This window comes from Rhodoferax koreense, assembly GCF_001955695.1.
Taxonomy (GTDB): domain Bacteria; phylum Pseudomonadota; class Gammaproteobacteria; order Burkholderiales; family Burkholderiaceae_C; genus Rhodoferax_B; species Rhodoferax_B koreensis.
Genome location: NZ_CP019236.1, coordinates 3,646,407 through 3,671,117, shown reverse-complemented (window position 1 = coordinate 3,671,117; position 24,711 = coordinate 3,646,407). Strand labels below are relative to the sequence as shown.

Annotated in this window: 23 protein-coding genes; 17 read left to right on the top strand and 6 right to left on the bottom strand. The window is 66.5% G+C overall.

Translation table 11 applies throughout. The annotated features are described in order from the left end of the window. Positions 1-102: 102 nt before the first annotated feature. The 5 genes from RD110_RS17035 to RD110_RS17015 are packed head-to-tail and all read left to right on the top strand — an operon-like array spanning position 103 to position 4,483. On the top strand, positions 103-978 hold the full coding sequence (locus tag RD110_RS17035; RefSeq protein ID WP_076200576.1) for a branched-chain amino acid ABC transporter permease: 876 nt from the start codon (positions 103-105) through the stop codon (positions 976-978). Further along, positions 975-1,955 (top strand): branched-chain amino acid ABC transporter permease, encoded by a 981-nt coding sequence (locus RD110_RS17030; protein WP_076200575.1) that lies wholly within the window; start codon positions 975-977, stop codon positions 1,953-1,955. Before RD110_RS17035 ends, RD110_RS17030 begins: the two co-directional genes overlap by 4 nt. Further along, a complete protein-coding gene (locus tag RD110_RS17025) occupies positions 1,952-2,743 on the top strand; it encodes an ABC transporter ATP-binding protein (RefSeq protein ID WP_076200574.1) in 792 nt (263 codons plus the stop codon). Before RD110_RS17030 ends, RD110_RS17025 begins: the two co-directional genes overlap by 4 nt. Next, positions 2,736-3,464 carry an ABC transporter ATP-binding protein gene (locus tag RD110_RS17020; RefSeq protein ID WP_076200573.1) on the top strand — a complete coding sequence of 243 codons (729 nt, stop codon included), beginning with the start codon at positions 2,736-2,738 and terminating at the stop codon, positions 3,462-3,464. The genes RD110_RS17025 and RD110_RS17020 overlap by 8 nt, the downstream gene beginning before the upstream one ends. Positions 3,465-3,487: 23 nt before the next feature. After that, positions 3,488-4,483 carry a tripartite tricarboxylate transporter substrate binding protein gene (locus RD110_RS17015; RefSeq protein ID WP_076200572.1) on the top strand — a complete coding sequence of 332 codons (996 nt, stop codon included), beginning with the start codon at positions 3,488-3,490 and terminating at the stop codon, positions 4,481-4,483. A gap of 21 nt (positions 4,484-4,504) precedes the next feature. Here the strand turns inward: RD110_RS17015 and RD110_RS17010 are convergent, their stop codons facing one another. Beyond that, on the bottom strand, positions 4,505-5,476 hold the full coding sequence (locus tag RD110_RS17010; protein ID WP_076200571.1) for a LysR substrate-binding domain-containing protein: 972 nt from the start codon (positions 5,474-5,476) through the stop codon (positions 4,505-4,507). A gap of 126 nt (positions 5,477-5,602) precedes the next feature. Here RD110_RS17010 and RD110_RS17005 point away from each other — a divergent pair, with 126 nt between their 5' ends. The 8 genes from RD110_RS17005 (at position 5,603) to RD110_RS16970 (ending at position 13,185) form a co-directional block, all read left to right on the top strand. Beyond that, a complete protein-coding gene (locus tag RD110_RS17005; protein WP_076200570.1) occupies positions 5,603-7,012 on the top strand; it encodes an MFS transporter in 1,410 nt (469 codons plus the stop codon). A 52-nt stretch (positions 7,013-7,064) separates the two neighbouring features. After that, entirely contained in the window at positions 7,065-8,093 is a 1,029-nt protein-coding gene (locus tag RD110_RS17000) for an amidohydrolase family protein (protein ID WP_076200569.1), read from the top strand. 36 nt (positions 8,094-8,129) lie between these two features. Further along, positions 8,130-8,813, top strand: a complete 684-nt coding sequence (gene ligK / locus RD110_RS16995) for a 4-carboxy-4-hydroxy-2-oxoadipate aldolase/oxaloacetate decarboxylase (protein ID WP_076200568.1) — start codon at positions 8,130-8,132, stop codon at positions 8,811-8,813. Between the two features lie 20 nt (positions 8,814-8,833). Then, entirely contained in the window at positions 8,834-9,757 is a 924-nt protein-coding gene (locus RD110_RS16990) for an amidohydrolase family protein (RefSeq protein ID WP_076200567.1), read from the top strand. A 2-nt stretch (positions 9,758-9,759) separates the two neighbouring features. Next, complete coding sequence (ligA, locus tag RD110_RS16985) at positions 9,760-10,260, top strand: protocatechuate 4,5-dioxygenase subunit alpha (protein ID WP_076200566.1); 501 nt, start codon at positions 9,760-9,762, stop codon at positions 10,258-10,260. A gap of 32 nt (positions 10,261-10,292) precedes the next feature. After that, entirely contained in the window at positions 10,293-11,147 is an 855-nt protein-coding gene (locus RD110_RS16980) for a class III extradiol dioxygenase subunit beta (protein ID WP_076200565.1), read from the top strand. Next, complete coding sequence (locus RD110_RS16975; protein WP_076200564.1) at positions 11,148-12,098, top strand: Gfo/Idh/MocA family oxidoreductase; 951 nt, start codon at positions 11,148-11,150, stop codon at positions 12,096-12,098. 85 nt (positions 12,099-12,183) lie between these two features. Beyond that, positions 12,184-13,185 carry an aldo/keto reductase gene (locus RD110_RS16970; protein ID WP_076200563.1) on the top strand — a complete coding sequence of 334 codons (1,002 nt, stop codon included), beginning with the start codon at positions 12,184-12,186 and terminating at the stop codon, positions 13,183-13,185. Positions 13,186-13,214: 29 nt separating this feature from the next. Here the strand turns inward: RD110_RS16970 and RD110_RS16965 are convergent, their stop codons facing one another. Then, the gene (locus RD110_RS16965; protein WP_076200562.1) at positions 13,215-14,198 is read right to left on the bottom strand and encodes a Bug family tripartite tricarboxylate transporter substrate binding protein; all 984 of its coding nucleotides are present in this window, start codon (positions 14,196-14,198) and stop codon (positions 13,215-13,217) included. A gap of 28 nt (positions 14,199-14,226) precedes the next feature. Then, complete coding sequence (locus tag RD110_RS16960) at positions 14,227-14,895, bottom strand: RraA family protein (protein WP_076200561.1); 669 nt, start codon at positions 14,893-14,895, stop codon at positions 14,227-14,229. A gap of 137 nt (positions 14,896-15,032) precedes the next feature. On the opposite strand from RD110_RS16960, the gene RD110_RS16955 reads away from it, so the two are divergent. The 3 genes from RD110_RS16955 (at position 15,033) to RD110_RS16945 (ending at position 17,902) form a co-directional block, all read left to right on the top strand. Further along, positions 15,033-15,941, top strand: a complete 909-nt coding sequence (locus tag RD110_RS16955) for a LysR family transcriptional regulator (protein WP_076200560.1) — start codon at positions 15,033-15,035, stop codon at positions 15,939-15,941. A gap of 147 nt (positions 15,942-16,088) precedes the next feature. Beyond that, positions 16,089-17,237, top strand: a complete 1,149-nt coding sequence (locus RD110_RS16950) for a 3'-5' exonuclease (RefSeq protein ID WP_239467055.1) — start codon at positions 16,089-16,091, stop codon at positions 17,235-17,237. Between the two features lie 11 nt (positions 17,238-17,248). Continuing rightward, a complete protein-coding gene (locus tag RD110_RS16945; RefSeq protein WP_076200559.1) occupies positions 17,249-17,902 on the top strand; it encodes a nucleoside/nucleotide kinase family protein in 654 nt (217 codons plus the stop codon). 1 nt (position 17,903) lies between these two features. On the opposite strand, the gene RD110_RS16940 is transcribed toward RD110_RS16945, so the two are convergent. Beyond that, the gene (locus RD110_RS16940; protein WP_076200558.1) at positions 17,904-19,178 is read right to left on the bottom strand and encodes an MFS transporter; all 1,275 of its coding nucleotides are present in this window, start codon (positions 19,176-19,178) and stop codon (positions 17,904-17,906) included. 119 nt (positions 19,179-19,297) lie between these two features. Here RD110_RS16940 and RD110_RS16935 point away from each other — a divergent pair, with 119 nt between their 5' ends. Next, complete coding sequence (locus tag RD110_RS16935) at positions 19,298-20,035, top strand: ArsR/SmtB family transcription factor (RefSeq protein ID WP_076200557.1); 738 nt, start codon at positions 19,298-19,300, stop codon at positions 20,033-20,035. Between the two features lie 54 nt (positions 20,036-20,089). Here RD110_RS16935 and rpoD read toward each other — a convergent pair whose 3' ends face one another. Next, complete coding sequence (rpoD, locus tag RD110_RS16930; protein ID WP_083686318.1) at positions 20,090-22,441, bottom strand: RNA polymerase sigma factor RpoD; 2,352 nt, start codon at positions 22,439-22,441, stop codon at positions 20,090-20,092. Between the two features lie 292 nt (positions 22,442-22,733). After that, complete coding sequence (gene dnaG, locus RD110_RS16925) at positions 22,734-24,650, bottom strand: DNA primase (RefSeq protein WP_076200555.1); 1,917 nt, start codon at positions 24,648-24,650, stop codon at positions 22,734-22,736. Positions 24,651-24,711 lie beyond the last annotated feature (61 nt).

Below are 24,711 nucleotides of genomic sequence, written 5' to 3'. Positions count from 1 at the left end.
ATTCCAGGGCACCGCGGAACTGGCTCTGCCAGGCCGCAGCGTGCCGCCCCCTGCAAGGGCGATGGAGCGACACGCAGTGAGCGACTTGGGGGTGTGCCTACTATGTTGACCATTCTTTTCGACGGCATCGCCTACGGCATGCTGCTCTTCGTGCTGGCCGTCGGTCTGGCCGTGACCATGGGGCTGATGAACTTCATCAACCTGGCGCATGGTGCGTTTGCCATGGTCGGCGGTTACACCACGGTGCTGTTGATGCAGCGCCTGCAGGTGCCGTTCCTTGTCTGCCTGCCGTTGGCGTTCCTGGTCTCCGGCCTTTTGGGCGCGGTGCTGGAGCGCACCCTGTACCGGCCGATGTACCGCCGGCCGCATCTGGACCAGGTGCTGTTCTCGATCGGCCTGACCTTCATGGCCGTGGCGGCGATGGATTACTTCATGGGCTCGTCGCAGCAGATCATCCAGTTGCCGGCTTACCTCAAGGGTCGCTCCGAATTCGACACCCCGCTGGGCCTGCTGGGGATGGGGCATTACCGCCTGTTCATCATCGCCGTCTGCGCGGCGTTGACGGTGGCGCTGCAGTTCATCCTCGCGCGCACCCGCTTCGGCAGCCGGCTGCGCGCCGCGGTGGACGACCAGCGCGTGGCCGCCGGCCTGGGCATCAACGTCAACATCGTGTTCCTCTCCACCTTCGCAGTGGGCTCCGGCCTGGCCGGCCTGGGCGGCGCGCTCGGCACCGAGGTGCTGGGGCTGGACCCGACCTTTCCCCTGAAGTTCATGATCTACTTTCTGATCGTCGTCGCCGTGGGCGGCACCTCCAGCATCACCGGGCCGCTGCTGGCGGCACTGCTGCTGGGCATTGCCGACGTGGCCGGCAAGTATTACGTGCCCAAGCTCGGCGGCTTCATCGTGTACAGCCTGATGATCGCCATCCTGATCTGGCGTCCACATGGCCTGTTCTCGCGGCTGGGAGGCAAATCATGAAGACCGCCACCCAGGCTTCGGCCGTGCTGGCCGGCGCCCGCTGGCGCGTCTGGGAGCCCTTGCTGTGGCTCGCTGCGCTGGCTGCGCCCCTGCTGTTCCCGAGCCATGCGCTGATTGTCAACGAGGTCGCCATCGTGGCGCTGTTCGCCGTCTCGCTGGACCTGGTGCTGGGCTACACCGGCATCGTGTCGCTGGGCCATGCGGCGTTCTTCGGCATGGGCGCCTATGCGGCCGGGCTGTTCGCCAAGCTGGTCATGCCCGATCCCGTGGTCGGCCTGCTGGTGGCCGTGGCGCTGTCCACCGCGCTGGGTGCCTTGTGCAGCCTGACCATCATGCGCGGCACCGACCTGACGCGGCTGATGGTCACGCTCGGCGTGGCGCTGATCCTCGGCGAGATCGCCAACAAGTACTCCGACTTCACCGGTGGCGCCGACGGGCTGCAGGGCGTGGTGATGGGGCCGGTGCTGGGCCTGTTCGAATTCGACCTGTATGGCCGCGTGGCGGCCTGGTATTCGATCGTGGTGCTGATGGTCTTCTTCGTGCTGTCGCGGCGGCTGGTGCATTCGCCCTTCGGCGCCACGCTCAAGGCCATCCGCGACAACCGGCTGCGCGCCATGGCGATCGGCGTCCCCGTGCTGTCGCGCCTGGCGGTGATCTACACCATCGCCGCCGGGGTGGCCGGCGCGGCGGGCGCGCTGCTGGCGCAGACCTCGGGCTTTGTGTCGCTCGACGTGTTTGCCTTCGACCGCTCGGCCGACGTGATGCTGATCCTGGTGGTCGGCGGCGTCGGCTGGCTGTATGGCGGCGTGGCTGGCGCCATCGTCTTCAAGCTGATGCAGGACTGGTTGTCGTCGATCACGCCGCAGTACTGGACTTTCTGGCTCGGCCTGTTCCTGGTGGTGCTGGTGCTCGTGGGGCGCGAGCGGCTGCTGCGCCCCTGGACCTGGTTCGGTGCATCGAAGGGTGGCAAGGCATGAACACCGCCGCGACAACATCGACCAGCCAGCCCGTGGTGCTGAGCGCTCAGGGCCTGATCAAGCAGTTCGGCGGCATCACCGCCACCAACAACGTCACGCTGCATCTGCGCCAGGGCGCGCGGCATGCGCTGATCGGCCCGAACGGTGCGGGCAAGACCACGCTGATCAACCTGCTGACCGGCGTGCTGGAGCCCACCGAGGGCCGCATCACGCTCGACGGGCTGGACATCACCAGGCTCGCGCCGCACCAGCGGGTGCGCCGCGGCATGGTCCGCACCTTTCAGATCAACCAGCTGTTCGACAGCTTCACGCCGCTGGAGACGCTGGCGACCGTGGTGTCGCAACAAGGCGGCCTCGGCGGCAAATGGTGGCAGGCGCTGGGCGCCAACCGTGCCGTAATGGAACGCTGCGAACAGTTGCTCGAACAGTTCCGTCTCACCGGCGTGATGCACCAGAAGACGAGTGTCCTGGCCTACGGCAAGCGGCGGCTGCTGGAGATCGCCATCGCGCTGGCCTGCGAGCCGCGCGTGCTGCTGCTCGACGAACCCGTGGCCGGCGTGCCTGCCGGTGAACGCGAGGAACTCTTGCAAACGGTGGCCGCGCTGCCGGCCGATGTGTCGGTGCTGCTGATCGAACACGACATGGACCTCGTGTTCAGTTTCGCCACGCGCATGACGGTGCTGGTCAACGGCACGGTGCTGACGGAGGGCGACCCGGACGAGATCGCCAACGATCCGAGGGTGAAGGCCGTGTACCTCGGCCACGGAGAGGAGGCGAGCCATGTCTGACGTCCTGCTGCAAGTGGAGAAGCTCAGTGCCGGGTATGGCGAAGCCGTCGTGCTGCACGACGTCTCCTTGTCCCTGCGTGAAGGCCAGACGCTGGCCCTGCTGGGCCGCAACGGCACCGGCAAGACCACCCTGATGAACACGCTGGCTGGCGCCACGCGCCAGCATGGCGGCAGCATCCGGCTCGCGGGCATCGCGCTGCACAAGCTGGCTTCGCACGAACGCGCCGCGGCCGGCATCGGCTGGGTGCCGCAGGAGCGCAACATCTTCAAGTCATTGACGGTGGACGAAAACCTGACGGCCGTGGCTCGACCCGGCCGTGGCGGCAGCAAACACCCGGCCTGGACCCCTGAACGCGTCTACCAGATGTTCCCGCGACTGGCCGAGCGCAAGAACAACCTCGGCACCCAGCTCTCGGGCGGCGAGCAGCAGATGCTGGCCGTGGGCCGCGCGCTGGTGCTCAACCCGCGCCTGCTGTTGCTCGACGAGCCGCTCGAAGGCCTGGCGCCGATCATCGTGGAGGAACTGCTGCGCGCCATCGCGCGCATCACGCGCGAGGAGGGCCTCTCGGCCATCATCGTGGAGCAGCATCCGCAGGCGATCCTCGCCATCTCGCACAGCGCGGTGGTGCTGGACCGCGGCACCGTGGTGCACAGCGGCACCGCGCAGGATCTGCGCGCACAGCCCGAATTGCTCGACAAGTTGCTGGGCGTGGCCCGCTGAACCATCGGAAAGGAGGACAAGGCATGCAGCCCAACGGACGAAGAAGAACATTCATCGGCGGCGCGGTGGCGCTGGGGCTGGCGGCGGCAACGGGTTCGCGCATGGCGCATGCCCAGGCCTTCCCCAGCAAGTTGATCAAGATCGTGGTGCCCAACGCGGCCGGCGGCGCGGCCGACCTGACCGCGCGCACGGTCGGCCAGAAAATGGCCGACGCCATGGGCCAGGCCGTGGTGATCGACAACCGGCCGAGCGCGGGTGGCGTGGTGGCCGGGGAAGTGGTGGCGCGCGCACCGGCCGATGGCTACACGCTGCTGCTGGTCTCCAGCGGCACGGCCGTGAGCCAGGCGCTGTTCAAGTCTTTGCCGTTCGACACCCTGAAGGATTTCGCGCCGGTCTCGATGCTGGCCACCTTCGACCTGGCCATCGTGGTCAATGAGACCGGGCGCTTCAAGACCCTGGCCGAACTGCTGGCCTTCGCGCGCGCCAACCCGGGCAAGCTCAACATCGGCACGCCCAACATCGGCACCACGCAGAATCTCGCGGCCGAGCTGTTCAAGATCACCGCCGGCGTCGAGGCCCAGGTCGTGCCTTTCAACGGCACGCCACCGGTGATCACCGCGCTGCGCGGCGGCCAGATCGACGCGGCCATCGACATCCTCGGCCCGCTGATGCCGCAGATCACCGCCAGGGCGCTGCGCCCGCTGGCAGTGCTCGGCGACAAGCGCGCGGCCCAACTGCCCGATGTGCCCGCGGCCCGCGAGACGGGCGGCAACCTGGCCAACTTCAACGTCGCCTCCTGGAACGGCCTGGCCGCGCCCGCCGGCACGCCGAAGGACGTGGTGGCGCGACTCGCCAAGGAAGTCAACGCCGCCGTGGCGCAGGCCGACGTGAAGAAGAAGCTGCTCGACCTGAACCTCGTGGCCCAGGGCAGCACGCCCGAGCAACTGCACGCGCAACTCGACGGCGAGATCAAGCGCTGGAGCGATGTGATCGCGCGCGCGAAGATCGCCAAGCAATAGCCTTTCGGCCCTTTTCGGGTTTCAGCGGGTGATCGGCTTGGGCGCGTCGGCGGGCTCGTGCGCCATGGGCAGCCCCGCCGGGTTCAGCAGCGTCTGCACCGTCTGCCGGATCAGTTCCAGCATGGCCTTCTGCGTGAGCGTGGTGGGCCGCTGGGCGCTCACGGCCACGGACAGCTTGCTTTGCAGCGCGGGGGAATGGATGGGACGGGTGATGAAGGCCGTGGGCCGGCCGGAGGTGACGACGGCGTTCATCGACAACACGGCGCTGCCGGCGCCGTCGGCGACCAAGTCCAGGATCGCGGCCACGCCGTCGATTTCGAGCGCGATCACCGGCTGGCAGCCGATGGCGGCGAGTTCGGACTCGACCATCATGCGGATGGCGTTGGGCCGCGTCGGGATCACCAGCGGCAGGGTGGCGAGTTCGCGCAGGCTGATGCCGCCGGCGATGTCACCGGGCGCCTCGGCTGGCGCATCCAGACGGCGGCGCTGCACCAGGTACAGCGGCTCCTCGAGCAGGGGGCTGAGTTCGACGCCGGGCGTGGGCACGGCGTTGTAAAGCAGCGCGATGTCGAGCCGGCCGGTGACCAGCGAATCCTGCATCGCCACCGACAGGCTTTCGCTGATCGACAGCGCCGCCAGCGGCAGCCGCACGCGGAATTCACGCGTCAGCGGCACGGTGAGGATTTTGGCGATGCTCGGCGGCAGGCCAATCGCCACGCGGCCTTCCAGCGCGCCGCGAACGCGGCCGAGTTCCTCGCGCGCGCGCTGGACCTGGTGCAGGATGCCCCGGCCATGCTCCAGCAAGACGCGGCCGGCTTCGGTCGGCGTGGCGCCGCGGCCATTGCGCAAGAGCAGGTTCTGCCGCAGTTCGACCTCGAGCAGGCGCACGTGCCGGCTCAGCAGCGGCTGGGGGATCCCGAGTGCTGTGGCCGCCCGCGTGAAGCTGCCAAGTTCGGCCACGCGCACGAAGGATTCGATCTGTTTCAGGTCCATGGATTGGCTCGATGGCGTTTGGACTCAACTTTTTACATATCGAATTATCGGTTATCTAAAAACGGCATAGTAGCTAGTGGCTTCGTCCTACCGCACGCCAGCCTTGGCTGCCTAGAATTTCAGTCTATGCAAACAGCTTCTCCTATCGTGGCCGCGCGCGGTGGCCAGCCGGCCAGCGGTGCGCTCGACGTGCAGGTGTTTCTCAACACGCACCGTTTTTCCGGCTACCAGTGGTTGATCTTTTTACTGTGTTTCCTGGTGGTGTTGCTCGACGGCTTCGACACCGCGGCCATCGGATACATCGCGCCATCGTTGATTGGTGAGTGGGGCGTGGCCAAGCCGGCGCTGGCTCCGGTGCTCAGCGCGGCGTTGTTCGGTCTGGCCGCTGGCGCGCTCAGTGCCGGCCCGCTGGCCGACAAGTTCGGCCGCAAGCTGGTGCTGACGGTCTCGGTGCTGGTCTTCGGCATCGCCTGTGCGATCTCGGGTTACGCGACCAGCCTGACCGAACTCACCGTGCTGCGTTTCGTCACCGGCCTGGGCCTGGGCGCGGCCATGCCGAACGCCGTGACCCTGACCAGCGAATACTGCCCCGACCGCCAGCGCGCCATGCTGACCAACGCCATGTTCTGCGGCTTTCCGCTGGGAGCGGCCTTCGGGGGGTTCCTGGCCTCGTGGATGATCCCGCACTGGGGTTGGCGCAGCGTGCTGCACCTGGGGGGCGCCGCGCCGCTGGTGCTGGCCGCCTTGATGCTGTGGCTGCTGCCCGAGTCGGTGCGTTACCTCGTGGCGCGCGGTCGGCCAGTGGAGAAGGTGCGGCGCGTGCTGGTGCGCATCTCCCCCCAAGCCGCCGAGGCCAAATCCTTCGTGCTCTCCGAGGCCAAGCCCGTGAGCGGCGGCCAGACCGGTCTGGCCGTCGTGCTGAGCAAGCGTTACCTGCTCGGCTCGGTGATGTTGTGGCTGGCCTACTTCATGGGCCTGGTGATCTTCTACGCACTCATCAACTGGATGCCCATTCTGCTCAAGGACGCGGGCATGGCGCCACAGAAGGCGACGCTGGTCTCTGCGCTGTTTCCGCTGGGCGGCGTCGGTGCGGTGCTGTTCGGCTGGTTGATGGACCGCTTCAACGCCAACCGCATCATCGCCGCGGGTTATGCCCTCACCGCGGCGTCGATCTACCTCGTCGGCCAGGTGGTCGGGCAGGACTGGCTGCTGGTGAGCATGGTTTTCGTCGCGGGTGCGATCATGAATACGGCGCAGTCTTCGATGCCGGCGCTCGCGGCGGCCTTTTATCCGACACAAGGCCGTGCAACCGGTGTCGCCTGGATGCTGGGCATCGGCCGTTTCGGCGGCATCGCGGGATCCTTCCTCGTGGCCGAATTGGCCTTGCGCCAACTCGGCTTCGGTCAGATATTCACGGTCGTGGCCGTGCCGGGCCTGATCGCCACCGTAGCGTTGCTGATCAAGCAGTGGGCGCATCCGGAAAGCGCCTCGGCCGCTTCCGCCGCAGAAGCGCGAGGAAGCGTGCCGGCGCATTGACTCGCGCTTCACCGATCCTCATTTTCATTTTTTCAGACCAGGAGACACAGACATGATCATCGACTGCCACGGCCACTACACCACCGCGCCCAAGGCGCTGGAGAATTGGCGCAACCAGCAAATCGCCGGCATCAAGGACCCGTCCGTCATGCCAAAGGTGGCCGACCTGAAGATCAGCGACGACGAGCTGCGCGAATCCATCGAGACCAACCAGCTGCGCCTGATGAGGGAGCGCGGCAGCGACCTCACGCTGTTCTCGCCGCGTGCCAGCTTCATGGCGCACCACATCGGCGACTTCAACGTGTCGAGCACCTGGGCGGCGATCTGCAACGAACTCTGCTACCGCGTCTCGCAACTCTTTCCGGACAACTTCGTGCCCGTGGCCATGCTGCCGCAGTCACCCGGTGTCGATCCGGCCACCTGCATTCCCGAGCTGGACAAGTGCATCAAGCAATACGGCAACGTCGGCATCAACCTGAATCCGGATCCGAGCGGCGGCCACTGGCAGTCGCCCCCGCTGTCGGACAAGGCCTGGTTCCCGATCTACGAGAAGATGGTCGAGTACGACATCCCGGCCATGATCCACGTCAGCACCAGCTGCAATCCGGCCTTCCACACCACCGGCGCGCATTACCTCAATGCCGACACGACGGCCTTCATGCAGTGCCTGACCAGCGACCTGTTCAAGGAATTCCCCACGCTGCGCTTTTTGATTCCGCACGGCGGCGGCGCGGTGCCCTACCACTGGGGTCGTTTCCGCGGCCTGGCGCAGGAACTGAAGAAGCCGCTGCTGTCCGAGCATCTGCTGAACAACATCTACTTCGACACCTGCGTCTACCACCAGCCCGGCATCGACCTGCTGAACACGGTCATCCCGGTGAAGAACGTTCTGTTCGCCTCCGAGATGATCGGCGCCGTGCGCGGCATCGATCCCGAAACCGGCAACTACTACGACGACACCAAGCGCTACATCGAGGCCAGCAAGATCCTGAGCGCCGAAGACAAGCACCAGATCTACGAAGGCAACACGCGCCGCGTGTTCCCGCGGCTCGACAAGCTGCTCAAGGCCAAGGGCCAGTAAATCCCCGCGCCAGTCAATCAAATTCAGGAGATCACCATGACCACACTCGGCATCGTCAAACGCAACATCACCCGCGCCGACCGCGGGGCCACGGAACGCCTGGCCGCCCTCGGCTCGGCCACCGTGCATGAAGCCATGGGCCGCGTCGGCCTGCTCAAGCCCTACATGCGGCCCATCTTTGCCGGCGCGCAGGTGTCCGGCACCGCCGTCACCGTGCTGCTGCACCCGGGCGACAACTGGATGATGCACGTCGTCGCCGAGCAGATCCAGCCCGGCGACATCGTCGTGGCCGCCATCACCGCCGAATGCACCGACGGCTACTTCGGCGACCTGCTGGCCACCAGCTTCCAGGCGCGTGGCGCCAAGGCACTGATCATCGACGCCGGCGTGCGCGACGTGAAGACGCTGAAGGAGATGAATTTCCCTGTTTGGAGCAAGTGCATCAGCAGCAAGGGCACGATCAAGGCGACGATCGGCTCGGTGAACATCCCTGTGGTCTGCGCCGGCGCGCTGGTCAATCCTGGCGACGCCATCGTGGCCGACGACGACGGCGTGGTGGTGGTGCCAGCCGAATGGGTGAGCAAGGTGGCCGATGATGCCGCCGCGCGCGAAGCCAACGAAGGCGAGAAGCGCAACAAGCTGGCCTCGGGCGTCCTGGGGCTGGACATGTACAACATGCGCGGCCCGCTCGAAAAGGCCGGCCTGAAGTACATCGACTGAACCGAACCAAGGAATCCATCATGTCCAAACCCACCGCTGGTGACTTCACCAAGACCGCAGGCTGGCTCGACTGGTTCGATGGCCCGAGCAAGCCGCGCTTCAAGCTGCCTGCCGGCGCCGTCGATGCGCATTGCCACGTGTTCGGCCCCGGCGACAAGTTCCCCTATGCGCCCGAACGCAAGTACACGCCCTGCGACGCCTCCAAGGAACAACTCTTTGCGCTGCGTGACCACCTCGGCTTCGACAAGAACGTGATCGTGCAGGCGACCTGCCACGGCAGCGACAACCGCGCGCTGGTCGACGCGCTCAAGGCCGCCAACGGCAAGGCCCGCGGCGTGGCCACGGTGAATGCACTGGTGACCGACGCCGAGCTGCAGGAAATGCACGCCGCCGGCGTGCGCGGCACGCGCTTCAACTTCGTCAAGCGCCTGGCCGACTCCACGCCGCGTGAGGTGTTGCGCGAAATCGCCCACCGCATTGCGCCGCTGGGCTGGCATGTGGTGATCTACTTCGAAGCCGCCGACCTGCCCGAGCACTACGATTTCTTCACCAGCCTGCCGACCACGGTGGTGGTGGACCACATGGGCCGGCCCGATGTCACCAAGCCGGTGGACGGCCCCGAGTTCGCACTGTTCGTGAAGATGATGCGCGAGCACGAAAACATCTGGAGCAAGGTGAGCTGCCCCGAGCGCCTGAGCGTGGCCGGCCCCAAGGCGTTGAACGGCGAACAACACGCCTACACCGACGTGGTGCCGTTCGCCAAGCACCTGGTGGAAACCTTCCCCGACCGCGTGCTGTGGGGTACCGACTGGCCGCACCCCAACCTCAAAGACCACATGCCCGACGACGGCCTGCTGGTGGACTACATTCCGCAGATCGCGACCACGGCCGAACTGCAGAAGAAGCTGTTGGTCGATAACCCCAATCGCCTCTACTGGAGCTGAAGATGTCCCTGGAAAAGCCTTATCTGGACGTGCCAGGCACGACGATCTTCGACGCCGAGCAATCGCGTCTCGGCTACCACCTGAACCAGTTCTGCATGTCGCTGATGAAGGCTGAAAACCGCAGCCGCTTCAAGGCCGATGAACGCGCCTATCTCGACGAGTGGCCGATGAGCGAAGACCAGAAGCAGGCCGTGCTCGCGCGCGACCTGAACCGCTGCATCTCGCTCGGCGGCAACATCTACTTCCTGGCCAAGATCGGTGCCACCGACGGCCGCAGCTTCCAGCAGATGGCCGGCAGCATGACGGGCATGACGGAAGAGGAATACCGCAACATGATGATCGGTGGCGGCCGCTCCGCCGACGGCAACCGCATCGTCGGTGAACACGGCGACGCGCAGGCCGAGAACCAGCCGCAGGGCGAAGCCGGGCGTCTGTTGAAGAAGAGCCCATTGCCCGCCAGCGGCACCGCGCCGCATCCCAAAACGCCGGGCTCGGAACAATGACCGCCCCGCAAACCCACAAGGATTGACACGACATGGCCAAGATCACCGCCAGCGTCTACACCTCGCACGTGCCCGCCATCGGCGCCGCACTCGACCTGGGCAAGACGCAGGAACCCTACTGGCAGCCCGTGTTCCAGGGCTACGACTTCGGCAAGCAATGGCTGAAGGACAACAAGCCGGACGTCATCTTCCTGGTCTTCAACGACCATGCCACGGCTTTCAGCCTGGAGATGATTCCGACGTTCGCCATCGGCACCGCGGCCGAATACACGCCGGCCGACGAAGGCTGGGGCCCACGCCCCGTGCCCAAGGTCATCGGCCATCCCGAACTGGCCGCGCACATCGCGCAGTCCGTCATCCAGCAGGATTTCGACCTCACCATCGTCAACAAGATGGACGTGGACCATGGGCTCACCGTACCGCTGTCGCTAATGTGCGGCCAGCCTGAGGCCTGGCCCTGCCCGGTGATTCCGTTCGCCGTGAACGTGGTGCAGTACCCCGTGCCTTCTGGCCGGCGCTGCTTCGAGCTCGGCAAGGCGATTCGCAAGGCCGTCGAATCCTTCGACAAGCCCCTGAACGTGCAGATCTGGGGCACCGGCGGCATGAGCCACCAGCTGCAGGGCCCGCGCGCCGGGCTGATCAACAAGGAGTTCGACAACATGTTCCTGGACCGCCTCATCAGCGATCCGGAAGGCCTGGCCAGCGTGCCGCACATCGACTACGTGCGCGAAGCCGGCTCCGAAGGCATCGAACTCGTGATGTGGCTGATCGCGCGCGGCGCCATGAGCGACGTGGCCGGTGGCCCCGCGCCCACCGTGAAGAACCGCTTCTACCACGTGCCCGCGTCCAACACGGCCGTTGGCCATCTCATCCTGGAGAACAACTAAATGACCATCAAAGTAGCACTCGCCGGTGCCGGCGCTTTCGGCATCAAACACCTGGACGGCATCAAGAACATCGACGGCGTCGAAGTCGTCTCGCTGATCAGCCGCGACCTGGAAAAGACCAAGGAAGTCGCCGACAAGTACGGCATCCAACACGTCACGACCAAGCTCGAAGACAGCCTCGCGCTCAAGGAAGTCGATGCCGTGATCCTGTGCACGCCGACGCAGATGCACGCCGAGCAGAGCATCGCCTGCCTGAAGGCCGGCAAACATGTGCAGGTCGAGATTCCCCTGGCCGACAGCCTCAAGGGCGCCGAGGAAGTGGCCGCGCTGCAGAAGCAGACCGGCCTGGTGGCGATGTGCGGCCACACGCGCCGCTTCAACCCCAGCCACCAGTACGTGCACAACAAGATCAAGGCGGGCGAGTTCAACATCCAGCAGATGGATGTGCAGACCTATTTCTTCCGCCGCACCAACATGAACGCGCTGGGCCAGGCGCGCAGCTGGACCGACCACCTGCTGTGGCACCACGCGGCCCACACGGTCGACCTGTTCGCCTACCAGGCTGGCAGCCCCATCGTGAAGGCCAACGCCGTGCAAGGCCCGATCCACCCGACGCTGGGCATCGCCATGGACATGTCGATCCAGCTGCAGGCCGCCAACGGCGCGATCTGCACGTTGTCCCTGTCGTTCAACAACGACGGCCCGCTCGGCACCTTCTTCCGCTACATCGGCGACACCGCGACCTACATCGCGCGCTACGACGACCTGTTCACCGGCAAGGACGAAAAGATCGACGTGTCCAAGGTGGATGTGTCGATGAACGGCATCGAACTGCAGGACCGCGAATTCTTCGCCGCCATCAAGGATGGCCGCGAGCCGAATTCGAGCGTGGCCAGCGTGTTGCCGTGCTACAAGGTGCTGCACCAACTCGAGCAGCAACTCAACGGCTGAGCTTCGCGCCAAGCCACCGGGGGCCACGTCCAGTCGCGATGATTGGGCCGGCCCCTTTTTCCATTTTTCGACGAGGAGTTCCGCCATGCCAACCCGCCAAATCGGCCCCTTCACCGTCTCCGCCATCGGCCTCGGCTGCATGAACCTGAGCCATGCCTACGGCGTGCCGCCGTCGCCGGAAGAGGGCGAGCGCATCCTGCTGGCCGCCCTCGACGCGGGCGTGACGCTGTTCGACACCGCCGCGCTCTACGGCTTCGGCGCCAATGAAAAGCTCGTGGGCCGCGTGATGAAGCCGCACCGCAGCCGGTTCACGCTCGCCAGCAAGGGCGGCATGGCCGGCGTGCAATTCGACGACGGCGTGAAACGCGTGATCGACGGCAGCCCGGCCGCCATCCGCCGCGATTGCGAGAACAGCCTGCGCCATCTGCAGACCGACGTGATCGATCTCTATTACCTGCACCGCTGGGACAAGCGGGTGCCGATCGAGGACAGCGTGGGCGCGATGAGCGACCTGGTGCGCGCGGGCAAGGTGCAGACCATCGGCTTGAGCGAAGTGTCCGCCGCCACCATCCGCAAGGCGCACGCCGTGCATCCGATCACCGCGGTGCAGACCGAATATTCGCTGTGGACGCGCAACCCCGAGATCGCGGTGCTCGATGCCTGCCGCGACATCGGCGCGGCCTTCGTCGCGTTCAGCCCGCTGGCGCGCGCTTACCTCACCGGCAGGCTCACCGACGTCAGCACGCTGGACGCGAAGGACATCCGCCGGCCCATGCCGCGGTTCTCACCCGAGAACTACGCCGCCAACCTGAAGCTGCTGGCCCCCTATGCTGCGCTGGCCGACGAACTCGGCTGCACACCCGCGCAGCTGGCGCTGGCCTGGTTGTTGCACAAGGCGCCGCACATCGTGCCCATCCCGGGCACGACGCGGTTGGATCACCTGCACGAAGACCTCGGCGCGGCCGAGGTGCAACTGTCGGCCGACGCGATGGCGCGTGTCGAAGCGCTGATCAACCAACACAACGTGGTCGGCCCGCGTTACGCGCCGCAGGGGACGGGCGAAGTCGATACCGAGAACTTCGCCTGAACCGGTGGATCGCGCCCCTTCGGGCGTTTTCACTCCTGCGGCGCCCCCGAGGTCCGCACGATGCCCTCATACCGCTTGATCTCCGCCAGTGAGAACTTGCTGAAAGTCTCGGCGCTGCCGCCTGCCACCTCCGCTCCCATGTCCTGGAGCTTGGTGCGGATTTCCGGCTTGAGCAGCAGGGTGTTGATCTCCTTGTTGAGGCGTGCCACGACCTCTGCGGGTGCGCCGGCCGGCAGCATCACCCCGTACCAGGCCGAGGCCAGCATCGGCGTGCCGGCTTCGGCGAAGGTGGGCACATCCGGCAGCACCGGCAGGCGCTTGTCTGCCGCCACGGCCAGCGGGCGCAGCACGCCACCGCGGATGCTGCCCAGCGAGCCGGTGTCGAGCATCATGTCGATGTGGCCGGCCATGAGGTCCTGCGCCGCAGGACCGCTGCCCTTGTAGGGCACGTGGCGGATATCGATGGCCGCCGATGTCTTGAACTGCGCCCCGGCCAGATGCTGCGAGCCGCCGATGCCGGCCGAGCCATAGGTGAATTTGCCGGGCTCCTTCTTCGCCGCATCGACCACATCCTTCAGGCTGCGCCAGGGTGATTTGGCGGGAACGACCATGATGTTCGGGATCGAGCACAACTGCACCACGGCGGTGAAATCCTTGGCGGGGTCGAAGCCTTGCCGGGCGTAGAGGTAGGGGCCCGCCGCATTGGTGGAACTCGTGGCCAGCAGAATGGTGTAGCCATCGGGCCTCTCACGTGCCACGGCCAGCGTACCGATGTTGCCGCCCGCACCCGCCTTGTTGTCGACGATGACGGGCACACCGAGTGCCTGCGACAGCGGCACCGACAGGATGCGCGCCACCTGGTCGGTGGCGCCGCCGGCAGGCCAGGGCACGACGAAGCGTATCGGTTTGTCGGGATACGTCTGGGCCTGTGCCTGCGCGAGGCCGGCCGCGAGCAGTGCGGCGGCAATGGCCGTGCCGCCGGCCAGGCGGCGCGTGAAATTTTTTCGGTGCATGTTTTGTCTCCAGATGGTTTGAAATGATTCAGGCCAGCCCGTGCGGGGCGAGGACTTTGTCGAGCCAGGCCTGCGCGACGCGCCCGGTTGCGATTTCTTCGGCGATGGCGCGCTCGCGCATGAGCCCCTGGTGAGCCGCCTCTACGAGACTGTGTGCTTCCGACGGGGAAAAACTCACCACGCCGTCTTCGTCGGCGACGACGTAGTCGCCCGGCATGACGGTCTGGCCGCCGATCGTGACCGGCACGTTCACGTGGCCCGGGCCGTTTTTGTACGGGCCGCGGTGGCTCACGGCGCGTGCGTGGCAGGGGAAGCCGGCCTCGGTGAAGGCCGAGCGGTCGCGGATCGCGCCGTCGATCACGAAGCCGGTGCAGCCGCGCTGGCGTGCGTAGCGCAGGATCAGGTCACCGACCAGGGCGTTGGTCGAGTCCGCGGCGCCATCGACCACCAGCACGTGGCCGGGCTGCAGCAGCATGATGGCTTTGTAGATCAGCAGGTTGTCGCCGGGCCGGGTCTTCACCGTCATGGCCGTGCCTACGAGCTTGACCGGCGCGCCCAGGGGCTGCAGCCCGACGCAGCCCCGCAAGCGCAGAAGGCTGTCGCTCAGGATGGCCACCGGCAGCCGGTGCAGGCTCTCGAAGAGCTGTGCCGGATCGACGGGCGCAGCTGGATGGACGATGTTGGTGTCGGCGTGCATGGCAATCGTTCGGTCGTTGGTGTCCCAGCGGATTCTGGCCGGGCATCGACAGAATAAAAAGCGATATTTAATGATGATTTAACATCACCAAAAGCGATGAAAAAACGGCGGCGTGCCGCAAACCTGGAGACTCGGACATGGTGACCTTCAAGCAGATCGAGGCCTTTCACTGGATACACCGGCTCGGCGGCTTCCAGCGCGCGGCCGAGCGCCTGCACACCAGCCAGGCGGCGATCTCCAAACGCGTTCAGGAACTCGAACTGGCATTCGGCACCGAGCTGTTCGATCGCAGTGGCCGGCTGGCCCGGCTCACGCCCAAGGGGGTGGAACTGCTGCCGATGGTGGAGTCGCTGATGCGCCAGCGGGAGCAGTTCGAAGAAACCATCGGCCGGCCCGAGGTGCTGGTGCGCCAGCTGCGACTAGGGGTGACCGAGCTCACCGCGCTGACCTGGCTGCCGGCGCTGGTGGGCCGGCTGCGCGAGCGCTACCCCAAGGTGGCCATCGAGCCCGATGTGGACTTGAGCACGGGCTTGCGTGCCAAGCTGGCGGCCGGCAAGGTGGACGTGATCGTGGTGCCCGACGCCTTCGAACATCCGGACTGCGTCACAACGCCGCTGGCCGAGGTGGACAACGCCTGGTTCTGCCGCCCCGGCCTGCTGCCGGGCCGGCGCGTGCTGCCGTTGGCGGACCTCGCGCGCTTTCCGCTGCTCACGCAGGGCCATCTTTCGGGCTCCGGCATCATCCTGGACCGTTGGCTCGGCGACAACGGTCTGCGCATGACGCAAAGCGTCACCAGCAACAGCCTGTTGGCGCTGGCCGGCCTGGCCATTTCCGGCCTGGGCGTGGCCACCATGCCGTTGCATTGTGTGCGCGGCCTGTTCGGCAGCCGGCTGCTGACGGTGGTGCGTACCGACCCGCCCGTGCCGGCCGTACCGTACGTGGCCGTGCGCCGCGCCGGCGACGCCAGCCGGCTCCTGCAGGACGTGGTGGCGCTGGCGCAGGCGTGCTGCGATTTCCGCAAGGTCATCAAGGCACCCGCGCGGTGAATGCGCTCACCGGCTGTTGCACTTTCTTCGCAGGAGACAGCCGGTTTCGACGCGGTGGCGCGTGCATTCTGCGCGGACAATCGGAGCCTCAATGAAAGTAGCCATGGACGACATGAACAACGATCCCACGCCCAGGGCGGTGCCCGCATGATGCAGCAACTTGGATTCGGCTTCGAAGATGGCGTGCCGGTCGTCATCCACGTCCCGGCGGCCCCGCGCAAGCCCGTGCGCAAGAACACGGCTAAGCCGGCCGTGGCGGCCCGTGTCGCGCCGCCGTCGGTTGGACTCGACCTGAGCGGGGCATCGCCGGCGGTGCCGGTCGCAGCGCCGGCCATCGTGCCGGTCGGCCTCACCGCCGCCGAGCCCGCCGCCGTGGCCGCTGCGACGTCCGAGCATTTCGAAACACTCGCACAACGGGTCGATGCGCATCCGGACTACCGCGTATTGCGCCGCCTCGTGCCGCGCCTGGATTTCGGGACGCCGGCGCCTGCGGCCGACGTCGCGCGGCTCTTGATCCTCGACACCGAGACCACCGGCCTGAACCATGCCCGCGACAAGATCATGGAACTGGCCCTGCTGCGTGTCGATGTCGACCGTGCCACCGGCCAGCCTGTGGGCCCGGTGCAGGTCTATGACGGCCTCGAGGACCCCGGCCAGCCGATCCCTGCGGAGGTGCAGGCCATCACCGGCATCGACGATGCCATGGTGCAGGGCCAGCGGCTGGACGAGGCGCGCATCGCTGAACTGCTGGCCGGCGTCGATCTGATCGTGGCCCACAACGCGGGCTTCGACCGGCCCTTCGTCGAGGCCCGGTTGCCTGACTTCGCGGCCAAGGCCTGGGCCTGTTCCTTCGCCGACATCGACTGGAAGGCCGAAGGCCGGGGTTCTTCCAAGCTCGAGTCGTTGGCGTTCGGCCTGGGCCTGTTCTACGACGCCCACCGCGCCGAGATGGACTGCCACGCGCTGCTGGCGGTGCTGCAGGCCGACCTGCCGGCCAGCAGGCACACGGGCCTGGCCAGGCTGCTGGCCAGCGCACCCACGCTGCGCTACCGGCTGCAGGCGACCGGTGCGCCGTTCGAGGCGAAGGACTTGCTGAAGGATCGCGGCTACCGCTGGGACGCGGCGCAGAAGGTCTGGCACACCCGGCTCGACGACGCAGCACTGCTCGAAGCCGAGGCGGCCTGGCTCAAGGAACAGGTCTACGGCCAGCGCGCCGCGCGGGTGCAGGTCGAGACGCTGGACGCCTTGGTGCGCTACTCCGGCCGCCCAGGCCTGGTCGACCAGCGGATGCTGTAGGCGCCTAAACCATGGACATCCCTAGCGGGGCGCCTTCGGCCGCGGTCCAACGCCTGCTGGCGCTGCTGGCGAGCGGCCGTCCACGCATCCTTGTGGGCCTGGTGGGCCAGCCCGGCGCGGGCAAGAGCACGGTGGCCGCGCGCTGGGCCGATGCGGTCAACCGGCAGGCGGGTGCCGGCCGCATGCAGGTGCTGGGCATGGACGGGTTCCATCTGCCGCGCGCCGCGCTGGCGAGGATGCCCGACCCGGCATTGGCGCTGGCCCGCCGCGGCGCACCCTGGACCTTCGATCCGGCCGGGCTGCGCCAGCACCTGCAGGCCTTGCGCGAGGGCCGCGCCGTCACCTGGCCCGACTTCCAGCACGACATCGGCGATCCCGTGGCCGATGCGTTCACCGTCACGCCCGACACCCGGCTGGTGCTGGTCGAAGGCCTGTACCTGCTGCACCAGGGCGACGGCTGGGACTTGCAGGGCCTGTTCGACGAGGTGTGGTTCCTCGACGTGCCGCCCGCGCAGGCCCGGCGCCAGCTCGCCGAGCGCCACCAGCGCGCCTGGGGCTTCACCCCCGAGCAGGCCGAGGCGCGCATCGATGCCAGCGACGGATTGAACGCCGAACTGGTCTGGGCCGGGCGCGAACGTGCGGACTGGCTGGCGCCACCGGTATAGGTCATTGCTTTTGAGTGGCTCGGCCGGCCCACATGCAGGCGATGGCCAGGAACTGGATCAGCAGGACCGTGCCGAAGAAGGCCTGCGTGCCAGCGCCGAGGGTCAATGCCACATGGCCTTCATGCGTCAGCAGCAGGGCCAGGGCGGCCGGGGCGAAGGCGTACAGTGCCTGCGCTATTGCGACGCAGCGCGCCACCACGCGCGGCACGTCGGCTGGCGCAAACTCCGCTTGCGCGATCAAGGGCGGCAGCGAAGTGGCGTTGCCGATGCCGAGCCCGAACAGCGCCACGCCCAGGACGACCAGCGGCAACTGCTGCGGCGCGGCCAGGAGCAGCGCGGTGCCGCAGGCCTGGATCGCGTAGCTGGCGCAGGCGGCACGGCGGCGGTCTGCTCCCGCGCCCAGCAGGCGGGCGACGGCCAGCCGGCCGCCCATGCCACAGCCCGTCGCCATGGCCATCACCCAACCCGCCGCCGTGGTGCCGATGGCCGGCGCCAGCAGAGAAAACAGCTGGGCGATCATTCCGATCTGGGCAAACAGGCCCAGCGCCATGGCTGCGGCCAGCGTCGGGAAGGCGCGGTCGCGCCAGCGTGCGGCTCTGTGTCGGGCGGGTGACACCGGGGCCGCCGCCTGGGTGGAATCACGGCCGGGCTGAGCCTTGTTCGTGTTTTGCGGCTCTGCTTCTGGCGTCCTGACCAACACGCCGCCGGCCAGCGGCAGCACCACGGCGACCATGACCAGTCCGACCACCAAGGCCGCGGCCGGAAAACCATACTGGCCGATCAAGGCCACCCACATCGGCGAGAACAGCATGCCGCCGAGACTGGCACCGTTGTAGGCCTTGGCCAGCGCCATCGGACGCGTGCGCACGAACCAGGGGGAGACGATGGCATTGATGCCGGCCGCCCCCAGGGGTACCCAGCCGGCGCCCGTGAAAAGTGCTGCGAGGCCCAGTTGCCAGGGTTGGATGGCACATGCCCAGCCGATGCAGCCGAGGGCCAGCAGGATTGCACCGCCAGCCGTCGTCGCCGCCAGTCCGAAACGCCGATGGATGCGCGGCAGGCAGGCCACCACGCAGGCGCCGAACAAAAAGTGCAGCGTCACGGCTGCCGACACAAGAGGCAGGGACCAGCCCGTGCGGGACACCACGGCATAGAGAAAGATGGGCGGCCCGTAGAAGCCGACGCCCCAGCCGAACAGCGCCAGCACGAAGGCTGCGCGCACAACGGTGTCGCCATCAAAAACGGGGGGCGGCGTGCGAGAGGAGATGTGGGTCATGAGAAGCTTTCAGGCAAGACGGCCAACGCCGCAAAACCATGGATGCTGATGGCATCCGGGTCCTGAATGCTTCGGTGCGGGACGAAGCGTCACTTCTGGCCATGCCGTAAGCTGGGGCCATGAACATCAATCAGATTGCACGCATCGCCTCGCTGGTCGGCGAGCCGGCCCGCGCGGCCATGCTGCTCGAGTTGATGGACGGACGTTCGCTCACGGCCAATGAACTGGCGAAGGCCGGTCGCGTGTCGCCGCAAACAGCCAGCAAGCATCTGGCGCAGATGGTCGAAGCCGGGCTGATGGCCGTGGCGCAACGCGGACGGCATCGCTACCATCGACTGTCGTCCGGCGACGTGGCCAAGATGCTGGAGGGCATCATGCAGATCGCCGGCGACAAACCGCCGCGGCGCAGCGTCGTGCCGGGCCCGCGCGACGAGTCCATGCGCATGGCCCGCATGTGTTACGACCACATCGCCGGCCGCCTCGGCCTGGCCATTGCCGAACGCCTTCAGGCCGATGGCGCCATCACCTTCGATGGCGAGGCCGGCCTGGTCACGGACCGGGCTGAAGCGTTGCTGCGGCCCTGGGGTATCACTCTTGCGTCCGCAGCGCCGGGCGGTGGCCGCGGCCGTCCGTATTGCCGGCCCTGCCTGGATTGGAGTGAACGCAGGTCGCATGTCGCAGGCCGACTCGGCGCAATGATCTGCGCGCATTGCCTCGACCAGGGCTGGCTGTCGCGCAAGGCCGGCGCCCGTTCACTGGCGATCACCGCGGTCGGCGTCGCCACGCTGCGTGATCTGCTGGGTCTGGCGTTATGGGAATGGGTGACCAGCGAGGGCCAGGCACCGCGGACCGCATGAAAAAAGCCCCGCCGCCATCTCTGGCAACGGGGCTTTCGAGCGAGACGCAGCCGTTTACAGCGTGTCGATGAAGCTGCGCAGCTTGTCGCTGCGGCTCGGGTGCTTGAGCTTGCGCAGCGCCTTGGCTTCGATCTGGCGGATGCGTTCGCGCGTCACGTCGAACTGCTTGCCGACTTCTTCCAGCGTGTGGTCGGTGCTCATCTCGATGCCGAAGCGCATGCGCAGCACCTTGGCTTCGCGTGGCGTGAGCGAGTCGAGGATGTCCTTGACCACGTCGCGCAGGCCGGCCTGCATGGCGGCTTCGATCGGCGCGGTGTTGGCGCCGTCTTCGATGAAGTCGCCGAGGTGGCTGTCGTCGTCGTCGCCGATCGGTGTTTCCATCGAGATCGGTTCCTTGGCGATCTTCATGATCTTGCGGATCTTGTCTTCCGGGATCTCCATCTTCTCGGCCAGGATCGAGGCATCGGGTTCGAAGCCGAACTCCTGCAGATGCTGCCGGCTGATGCGGTTCATCTTGTTGATGGTCTCGATCATGTGCACCGGGATGCGGATGGTGCGCGCCTGGTCGGCGATGGACCGCGTGATGGCCTGGCGGATCCACCACGTGGCATAGGTCGAGAACTTGTAGCCGCGGCGGTATTCGAACTTGTCCACGGCCTTCATCAGGCCGATGTTGCCTTCCTGGATCAGGTCGAGGAACTGCAGGCCGCGGTTGGTGTACTTCTTGGCGATGGAGATCACCAGGCGCAGGTTGGCCTCGATCATTTCCTTCTTGGCATCGCGCGACGAGGCCTCGCCTTCGTTCATGCGCTTGTTGATGCCCTTGAGTTCGTCCAGCGGCACCACCACGCGCGCCTGCAGGTCCGTCAGTTTCTGCTGCAGGTCCTGGACCGGCGGAATGTTGCGCGCCATGATCGCGGCCCAGGGCTTGCCGGACGCGGCCTGTTTCTCGATCCACTTGAGGTCGAGCAGGTGCGACGGCACCTTGTTGCCCATCTTGTCGCGGCCGCTGAAGTCAGCGATGAACTGTTCCTGCGGATAGCCGCACTTGTCGACGATGATGCGGCGCAGTTCGCGTTCTTTCTTGCGCACGTCGTCCACCTGGGTGCGCAGCAGGTCGCACAGCTTCTCGATGGTCTTGGCGGTGAAGCGGATGGTCATCAGCTCTTCGCTCAGGGCGGCCTGGGCCTTGGCATAGTGCGGCGTGCCGTAGCCTTCCTTGTCGTAGATCTTGTGGACCTTCTCGAACAGGCCGCGCAGCCGGTCGAAGCGCGTGAGCGCCTCCACCTTCAGTTCCTCGAGCTTCTTGGTCAGCGCCTTGGAGCCGCCCTTGCCGTCGTCGTCGTCGGCCGCGTCGAATTCGTCGAAGTCTTCTTCGGCCACGTAATCGTCGGCTTCGTTCGGGTTGGAGAAGCCATCCACCACGGTCGAGATGACGATCTTGCCTTCGCGGATTTCCTCGCCCAGGCGGAACACCTCGGCCAGCGTGGCGGGGCTGGCGCTGATGGCTTCCATCATGCGCATCAGGCCGCCTTCGATGCGCTTGGCGATTTCGATTTCGCCTTCACGCGTCAACAGCTCGACCGTGCCCATCTCGCGCATGTACATGCGCACCGGGTCGGTGGTGCGGCCGAACTCGCTGTCCACGGTGGACAGCGCGGCCTCGGCGGCTTCCTCGGCTTCTTCTTCGGTGCTGCCGGCCGGCGCGTTGTTGGTCAGAATCAGCGATTCGGCGTCGGGCGTCTGCTCGTACACCGCCACGCCCAGGTCGTTCAGCGTGTTGATGACGGCCTCGAGCGTTTCCGCGTCGATCAGCTTGTCGGGCAAGTGGTCGGAGATTTCGCCGTGCGTGAGGTAGCCGCGCGTCTTGCCGAGCTTGATCAGCGCCTTCAGCCGCAGGCGGCGCTTGGCCATGTCTTCCTCGGAAAGCACGGTCTCGTCGAGGCCGAACTCCTTCATCAAGGCCCGTTCCTTGGCCTTGCTGATCTTCATGCGCAGCGGCTTGACCTTTTCGCCGTTGGCCGTGAGCACCGGCGCCGGTTCCTCGACCGGGTCTTCCTCGATCTCGATCAGGTCATCTTCGTTGATCTCGGTCGAGATCGAGCCCTTGGGCTTGGGCCCGCGCTTGGCGCCGGCCGGCTTGGGCTTGGCTTCGGTCGCGACCACCACCGTCTTGGGCGGACGGCCCGGCTTCTTCTTCGCAGGCGTGTCGTCGGCGGACACGGGAGCGGCTTTTTCCTTGACGGCGGCAGGGGACTTCGATGCTGGCACTGTTTTGACTTTCGAGGCGGGCGTGGCGGACTCCTTGGCGGCGGGCTTGGCCGTGGCCTTGGAGGCTGTTTTGGCGGGGTTCACGACAGCAGGGGCTGCGGGCTTGACGGACTTCTCGGACTTTTGAGCAGGCATGGGACAACCTTGGAACTTCAAAGCAGACGAAAAAACGACCAAGCGCCGCAAGAATCCCGACGCGGGTGCATGACCGAGGAAAAATTCGAAGACTTCTTCGAAACTTCCCTCATAGGCAAGATGTGTGGGCGATCATTTGGCATGCAACCCTTGCGGCGGAGTGGCCATGTGCGCGGTGGCATCGATGGGGCCGGGGCCGGAGGTATTGCTGTCGCTCTTGCCGAGCAGTAAGCCTTAGATTATAGCCTGTAACCTGAAATTCAAGGCCAAAACGTGATAGGCGGGCCTCGATTCAGGCTGCCGCCTTGGCCGTGCGGGCCAGTTCGCTGAGCCTTTGCGACAGTTCCTGGTAGCGCTTGAGGGCTTCGGCGTCACCCTTGCTCACAGCGTCCACGAGCTGGCTCATCTGGCTCTTGATCCGGTCCACCAGCATCAGGTCGAGCAGGTTGCGCAATTCCTGCGCCAGTTCCTCGCCCGGGTGGGTGCTGGTCTCCGGCGCGGCCGCGGCAGGGCCGGCATCCGGGCGGGCCATGACCTTGGTGGCCAGCGGCTCGAAGGGCTGCCCGCGCAGGCTTTCGCTGAGCATGCCCCAGGGTTGCGGGCCGTGTTCGTGGAGCTGGCTTTCCAGCCAGACGAAAAGCCCGCCGTGCGCGCCAGGCAGTTCGCACAACATCGCGTGGTCTTCGTTGCCCAGTTTGTCCCAGGCCGCGGCATGGCTCAGCAACAGCCGCACGGCATGGTCGGCGCGGCTGGCGGGCAACAGCCGGCCGGTCGGGCGCGGGGCTTCGTTGCGTTGTGGAAACTTGCTGCGCCAGGGCTGGCCGTTGCGGTCCAAGCGTGGCTGGCCGTCGTTCTTCTTGCCGAAGTCGCCGTATTCGCCGCGCCGCTGGCTGCTGGCGGGTTTGCCGAGCCAGACCTCGGTGAGTTCGCGGGTGTTGAGCTGCACCAGGTCGGCGATGTCGCCCAGCAACTGGCGCTTGAGCGCGCCTTCCGGCAGCAGATTCCACAGCGGCTTGGCGTTGCTCGCGAAATGCGCGCGGCCTTCGGCGGCATTCAGGTCGCAGCCTTCGCGCGCTGCCTCCACGAGGAAGACGCTCAACGGCGTGGCTTCGGCCACGTAGCGCGCGAAAGCATCGCGTCCGAATGCACGGATGTAGCTGTCCGGATCGTGCTCCGGCGGCAGGAACAGGAACTTCACGCTGCGCACGTCGCTGGCGAAGGGCAGGGCGCCGTCCAGCGCCTTGCGCGCCGCGCGCCGGCCGGCCGCATCGCCGTCGAAGCTGAAGACCACGGCATCGGTGAAACGGAACAGCTTCTGCACATGCTCCGGCGTGCAGGCCGTGCCGAGCGTGGCCACGGTATTCGGAAAGCCGAGCTGGGCCAGCGCCACCACGTCCATGTAGCCTTCGGTCACGAGTACGTAACCCGCGTCGCGCAAGGCATTGCGGGCCTCGAACAGGCCGTAAAGCTCTCGGCCCTTGCTGAACACCGGCGTTTCCGGCGAATTCAGGTATTTGGGTTTTTCGTCGCCGAGCACGCGGCCGCCGAAACCGATGCATTCGCCCTTCACGTTGCGGATCGGGAACATGATGCGGTCGCGGAAACGGTCGTAGCGCTTTTCCTCGCCGGTGTGCTCGTCGGGATTGGTGATCACCAGGCCGCTCTCGGCCAGCAGCGGGTCGTCGTAGTTCGGAAACACGCTGGCCAGGTTGCGCCAGCCCTGCGGCGCATAACCCAGGCCGAACTGCTTGGCGACCTCGCCCGACAGGCCGCGGCCCTTGAGGTAGTCCACCGCACGCACGGAGTTCTTGAGCTGCTTGCGGAAGGCGTCGCCGGCCTGTTCCAGCACGCCGGTGAGCGTGCTTTGCTTCTGGCGCTGTTCCGCCGCGCGCGCCTTGTCCTGCGGCGAGGCGTCGTCCTCGGGCACCTGCATGCCGTATTGCTGGGCCAGGTCCTCCACGGCCTCGTGGAAGGTGGCGCCGGTGTGCTCCATCAGGAAGGCGATGGCATCGCCGCTCTTGCCGCAGCCGAAGCAATGGAAGAACTGCTTGCTCGGGCTGACCGAGAAAGAAGGCGACTTCTCGCTGTGGAACGGGCACAGGCCCATGAAGTTGGCGCCGCCCTTCTTGAGCTGCACATAGCGGCCGATGATTTCGACCACGTCGGCGCGGGCGATCAATTCATGGATGAAAGTCTGGGGGATGCTCACCGCGCTATTGTCCACGCAGCTGCGTGGCGACGGTGCCGGGCCTTGCCGGCCTCACCGGCCG

Coding starts and splice junctions, on each gene's coding strand:
- RD110_RS17020 (WP_076200573.1), top strand. CDS start 2,736: ATGTCTGACGTCCTGCTGCAAGTGGAGAAGCTCAGTGCCGGGTATGGC.
- RD110_RS17030 (WP_076200575.1), top strand. CDS start 975: ATGAAGACCGCCACCCAGGCTTCGGCCGTGCTGGCCGGCGCCCGCTGG.
- RD110_RS16960 (WP_076200561.1), bottom strand. CDS start 14,895: ATGCACGCCGACACCAACATCGTCCATCCAGCTGCGCCCGTCGATCCG.
- RD110_RS16990 (WP_076200567.1), top strand. CDS start 8,834: ATGTCCAAACCCACCGCTGGTGACTTCACCAAGACCGCAGGCTGGCTC.
- RD110_RS17035 (WP_076200576.1), top strand. CDS start 103: ATGTTGACCATTCTTTTCGACGGCATCGCCTACGGCATGCTGCTCTTC.
- RD110_RS16945 (WP_076200559.1), top strand. CDS start 17,249: ATGGACATCCCTAGCGGGGCGCCTTCGGCCGCGGTCCAACGCCTGCTG.
- RD110_RS16970 (WP_076200563.1), top strand. CDS start 12,184: ATGCCAACCCGCCAAATCGGCCCCTTCACCGTCTCCGCCATCGGCCTC.
- RD110_RS17010 (WP_076200571.1), bottom strand. CDS start 5,476: ATGGACCTGAAACAGATCGAATCCTTCGTGCGCGTGGCCGAACTTGGC.
- RD110_RS17000 (WP_076200569.1), top strand. CDS start 7,065: ATGATCATCGACTGCCACGGCCACTACACCACCGCGCCCAAGGCGCTG.
- RD110_RS16940 (WP_076200558.1), bottom strand. CDS start 19,178: ATGACCCACATCTCCTCTCGCACGCCGCCCCCCGTTTTTGATGGCGAC.
- RD110_RS17015 (WP_076200572.1), top strand. CDS start 3,488: ATGCAGCCCAACGGACGAAGAAGAACATTCATCGGCGGCGCGGTGGCG.
- RD110_RS17005 (WP_076200570.1), top strand. CDS start 5,603: ATGCAAACAGCTTCTCCTATCGTGGCCGCGCGCGGTGGCCAGCCGGCC.
- rpoD (WP_083686318.1), bottom strand. CDS start 22,441: ATGCCTGCTCAAAAGTCCGAGAAGTCCGTCAAGCCCGCAGCCCCTGCT.
- RD110_RS16975 (WP_076200564.1), top strand. CDS start 11,148: ATGACCATCAAAGTAGCACTCGCCGGTGCCGGCGCTTTCGGCATCAAA.
- RD110_RS16980 (WP_076200565.1), top strand. CDS start 10,293: ATGGCCAAGATCACCGCCAGCGTCTACACCTCGCACGTGCCCGCCATC.
- ligK (WP_076200568.1), top strand. CDS start 8,130: ATGACCACACTCGGCATCGTCAAACGCAACATCACCCGCGCCGACCGC.
- RD110_RS16950 (WP_239467055.1), top strand. CDS start 16,089: ATGATGCAGCAACTTGGATTCGGCTTCGAAGATGGCGTGCCGGTCGTC.
- RD110_RS17025 (WP_076200574.1), top strand. CDS start 1,952: ATGAACACCGCCGCGACAACATCGACCAGCCAGCCCGTGGTGCTGAGC.
- RD110_RS16955 (WP_076200560.1), top strand. CDS start 15,033: ATGGTGACCTTCAAGCAGATCGAGGCCTTTCACTGGATACACCGGCTC.
- RD110_RS16935 (WP_076200557.1), top strand. CDS start 19,298: ATGAACATCAATCAGATTGCACGCATCGCCTCGCTGGTCGGCGAGCCG.
- ligA (WP_076200566.1), top strand. CDS start 9,760: ATGTCCCTGGAAAAGCCTTATCTGGACGTGCCAGGCACGACGATCTTC.
- RD110_RS16965 (WP_076200562.1), bottom strand. CDS start 14,198: ATGCACCGAAAAAATTTCACGCGCCGCCTGGCCGGCGGCACGGCCATT.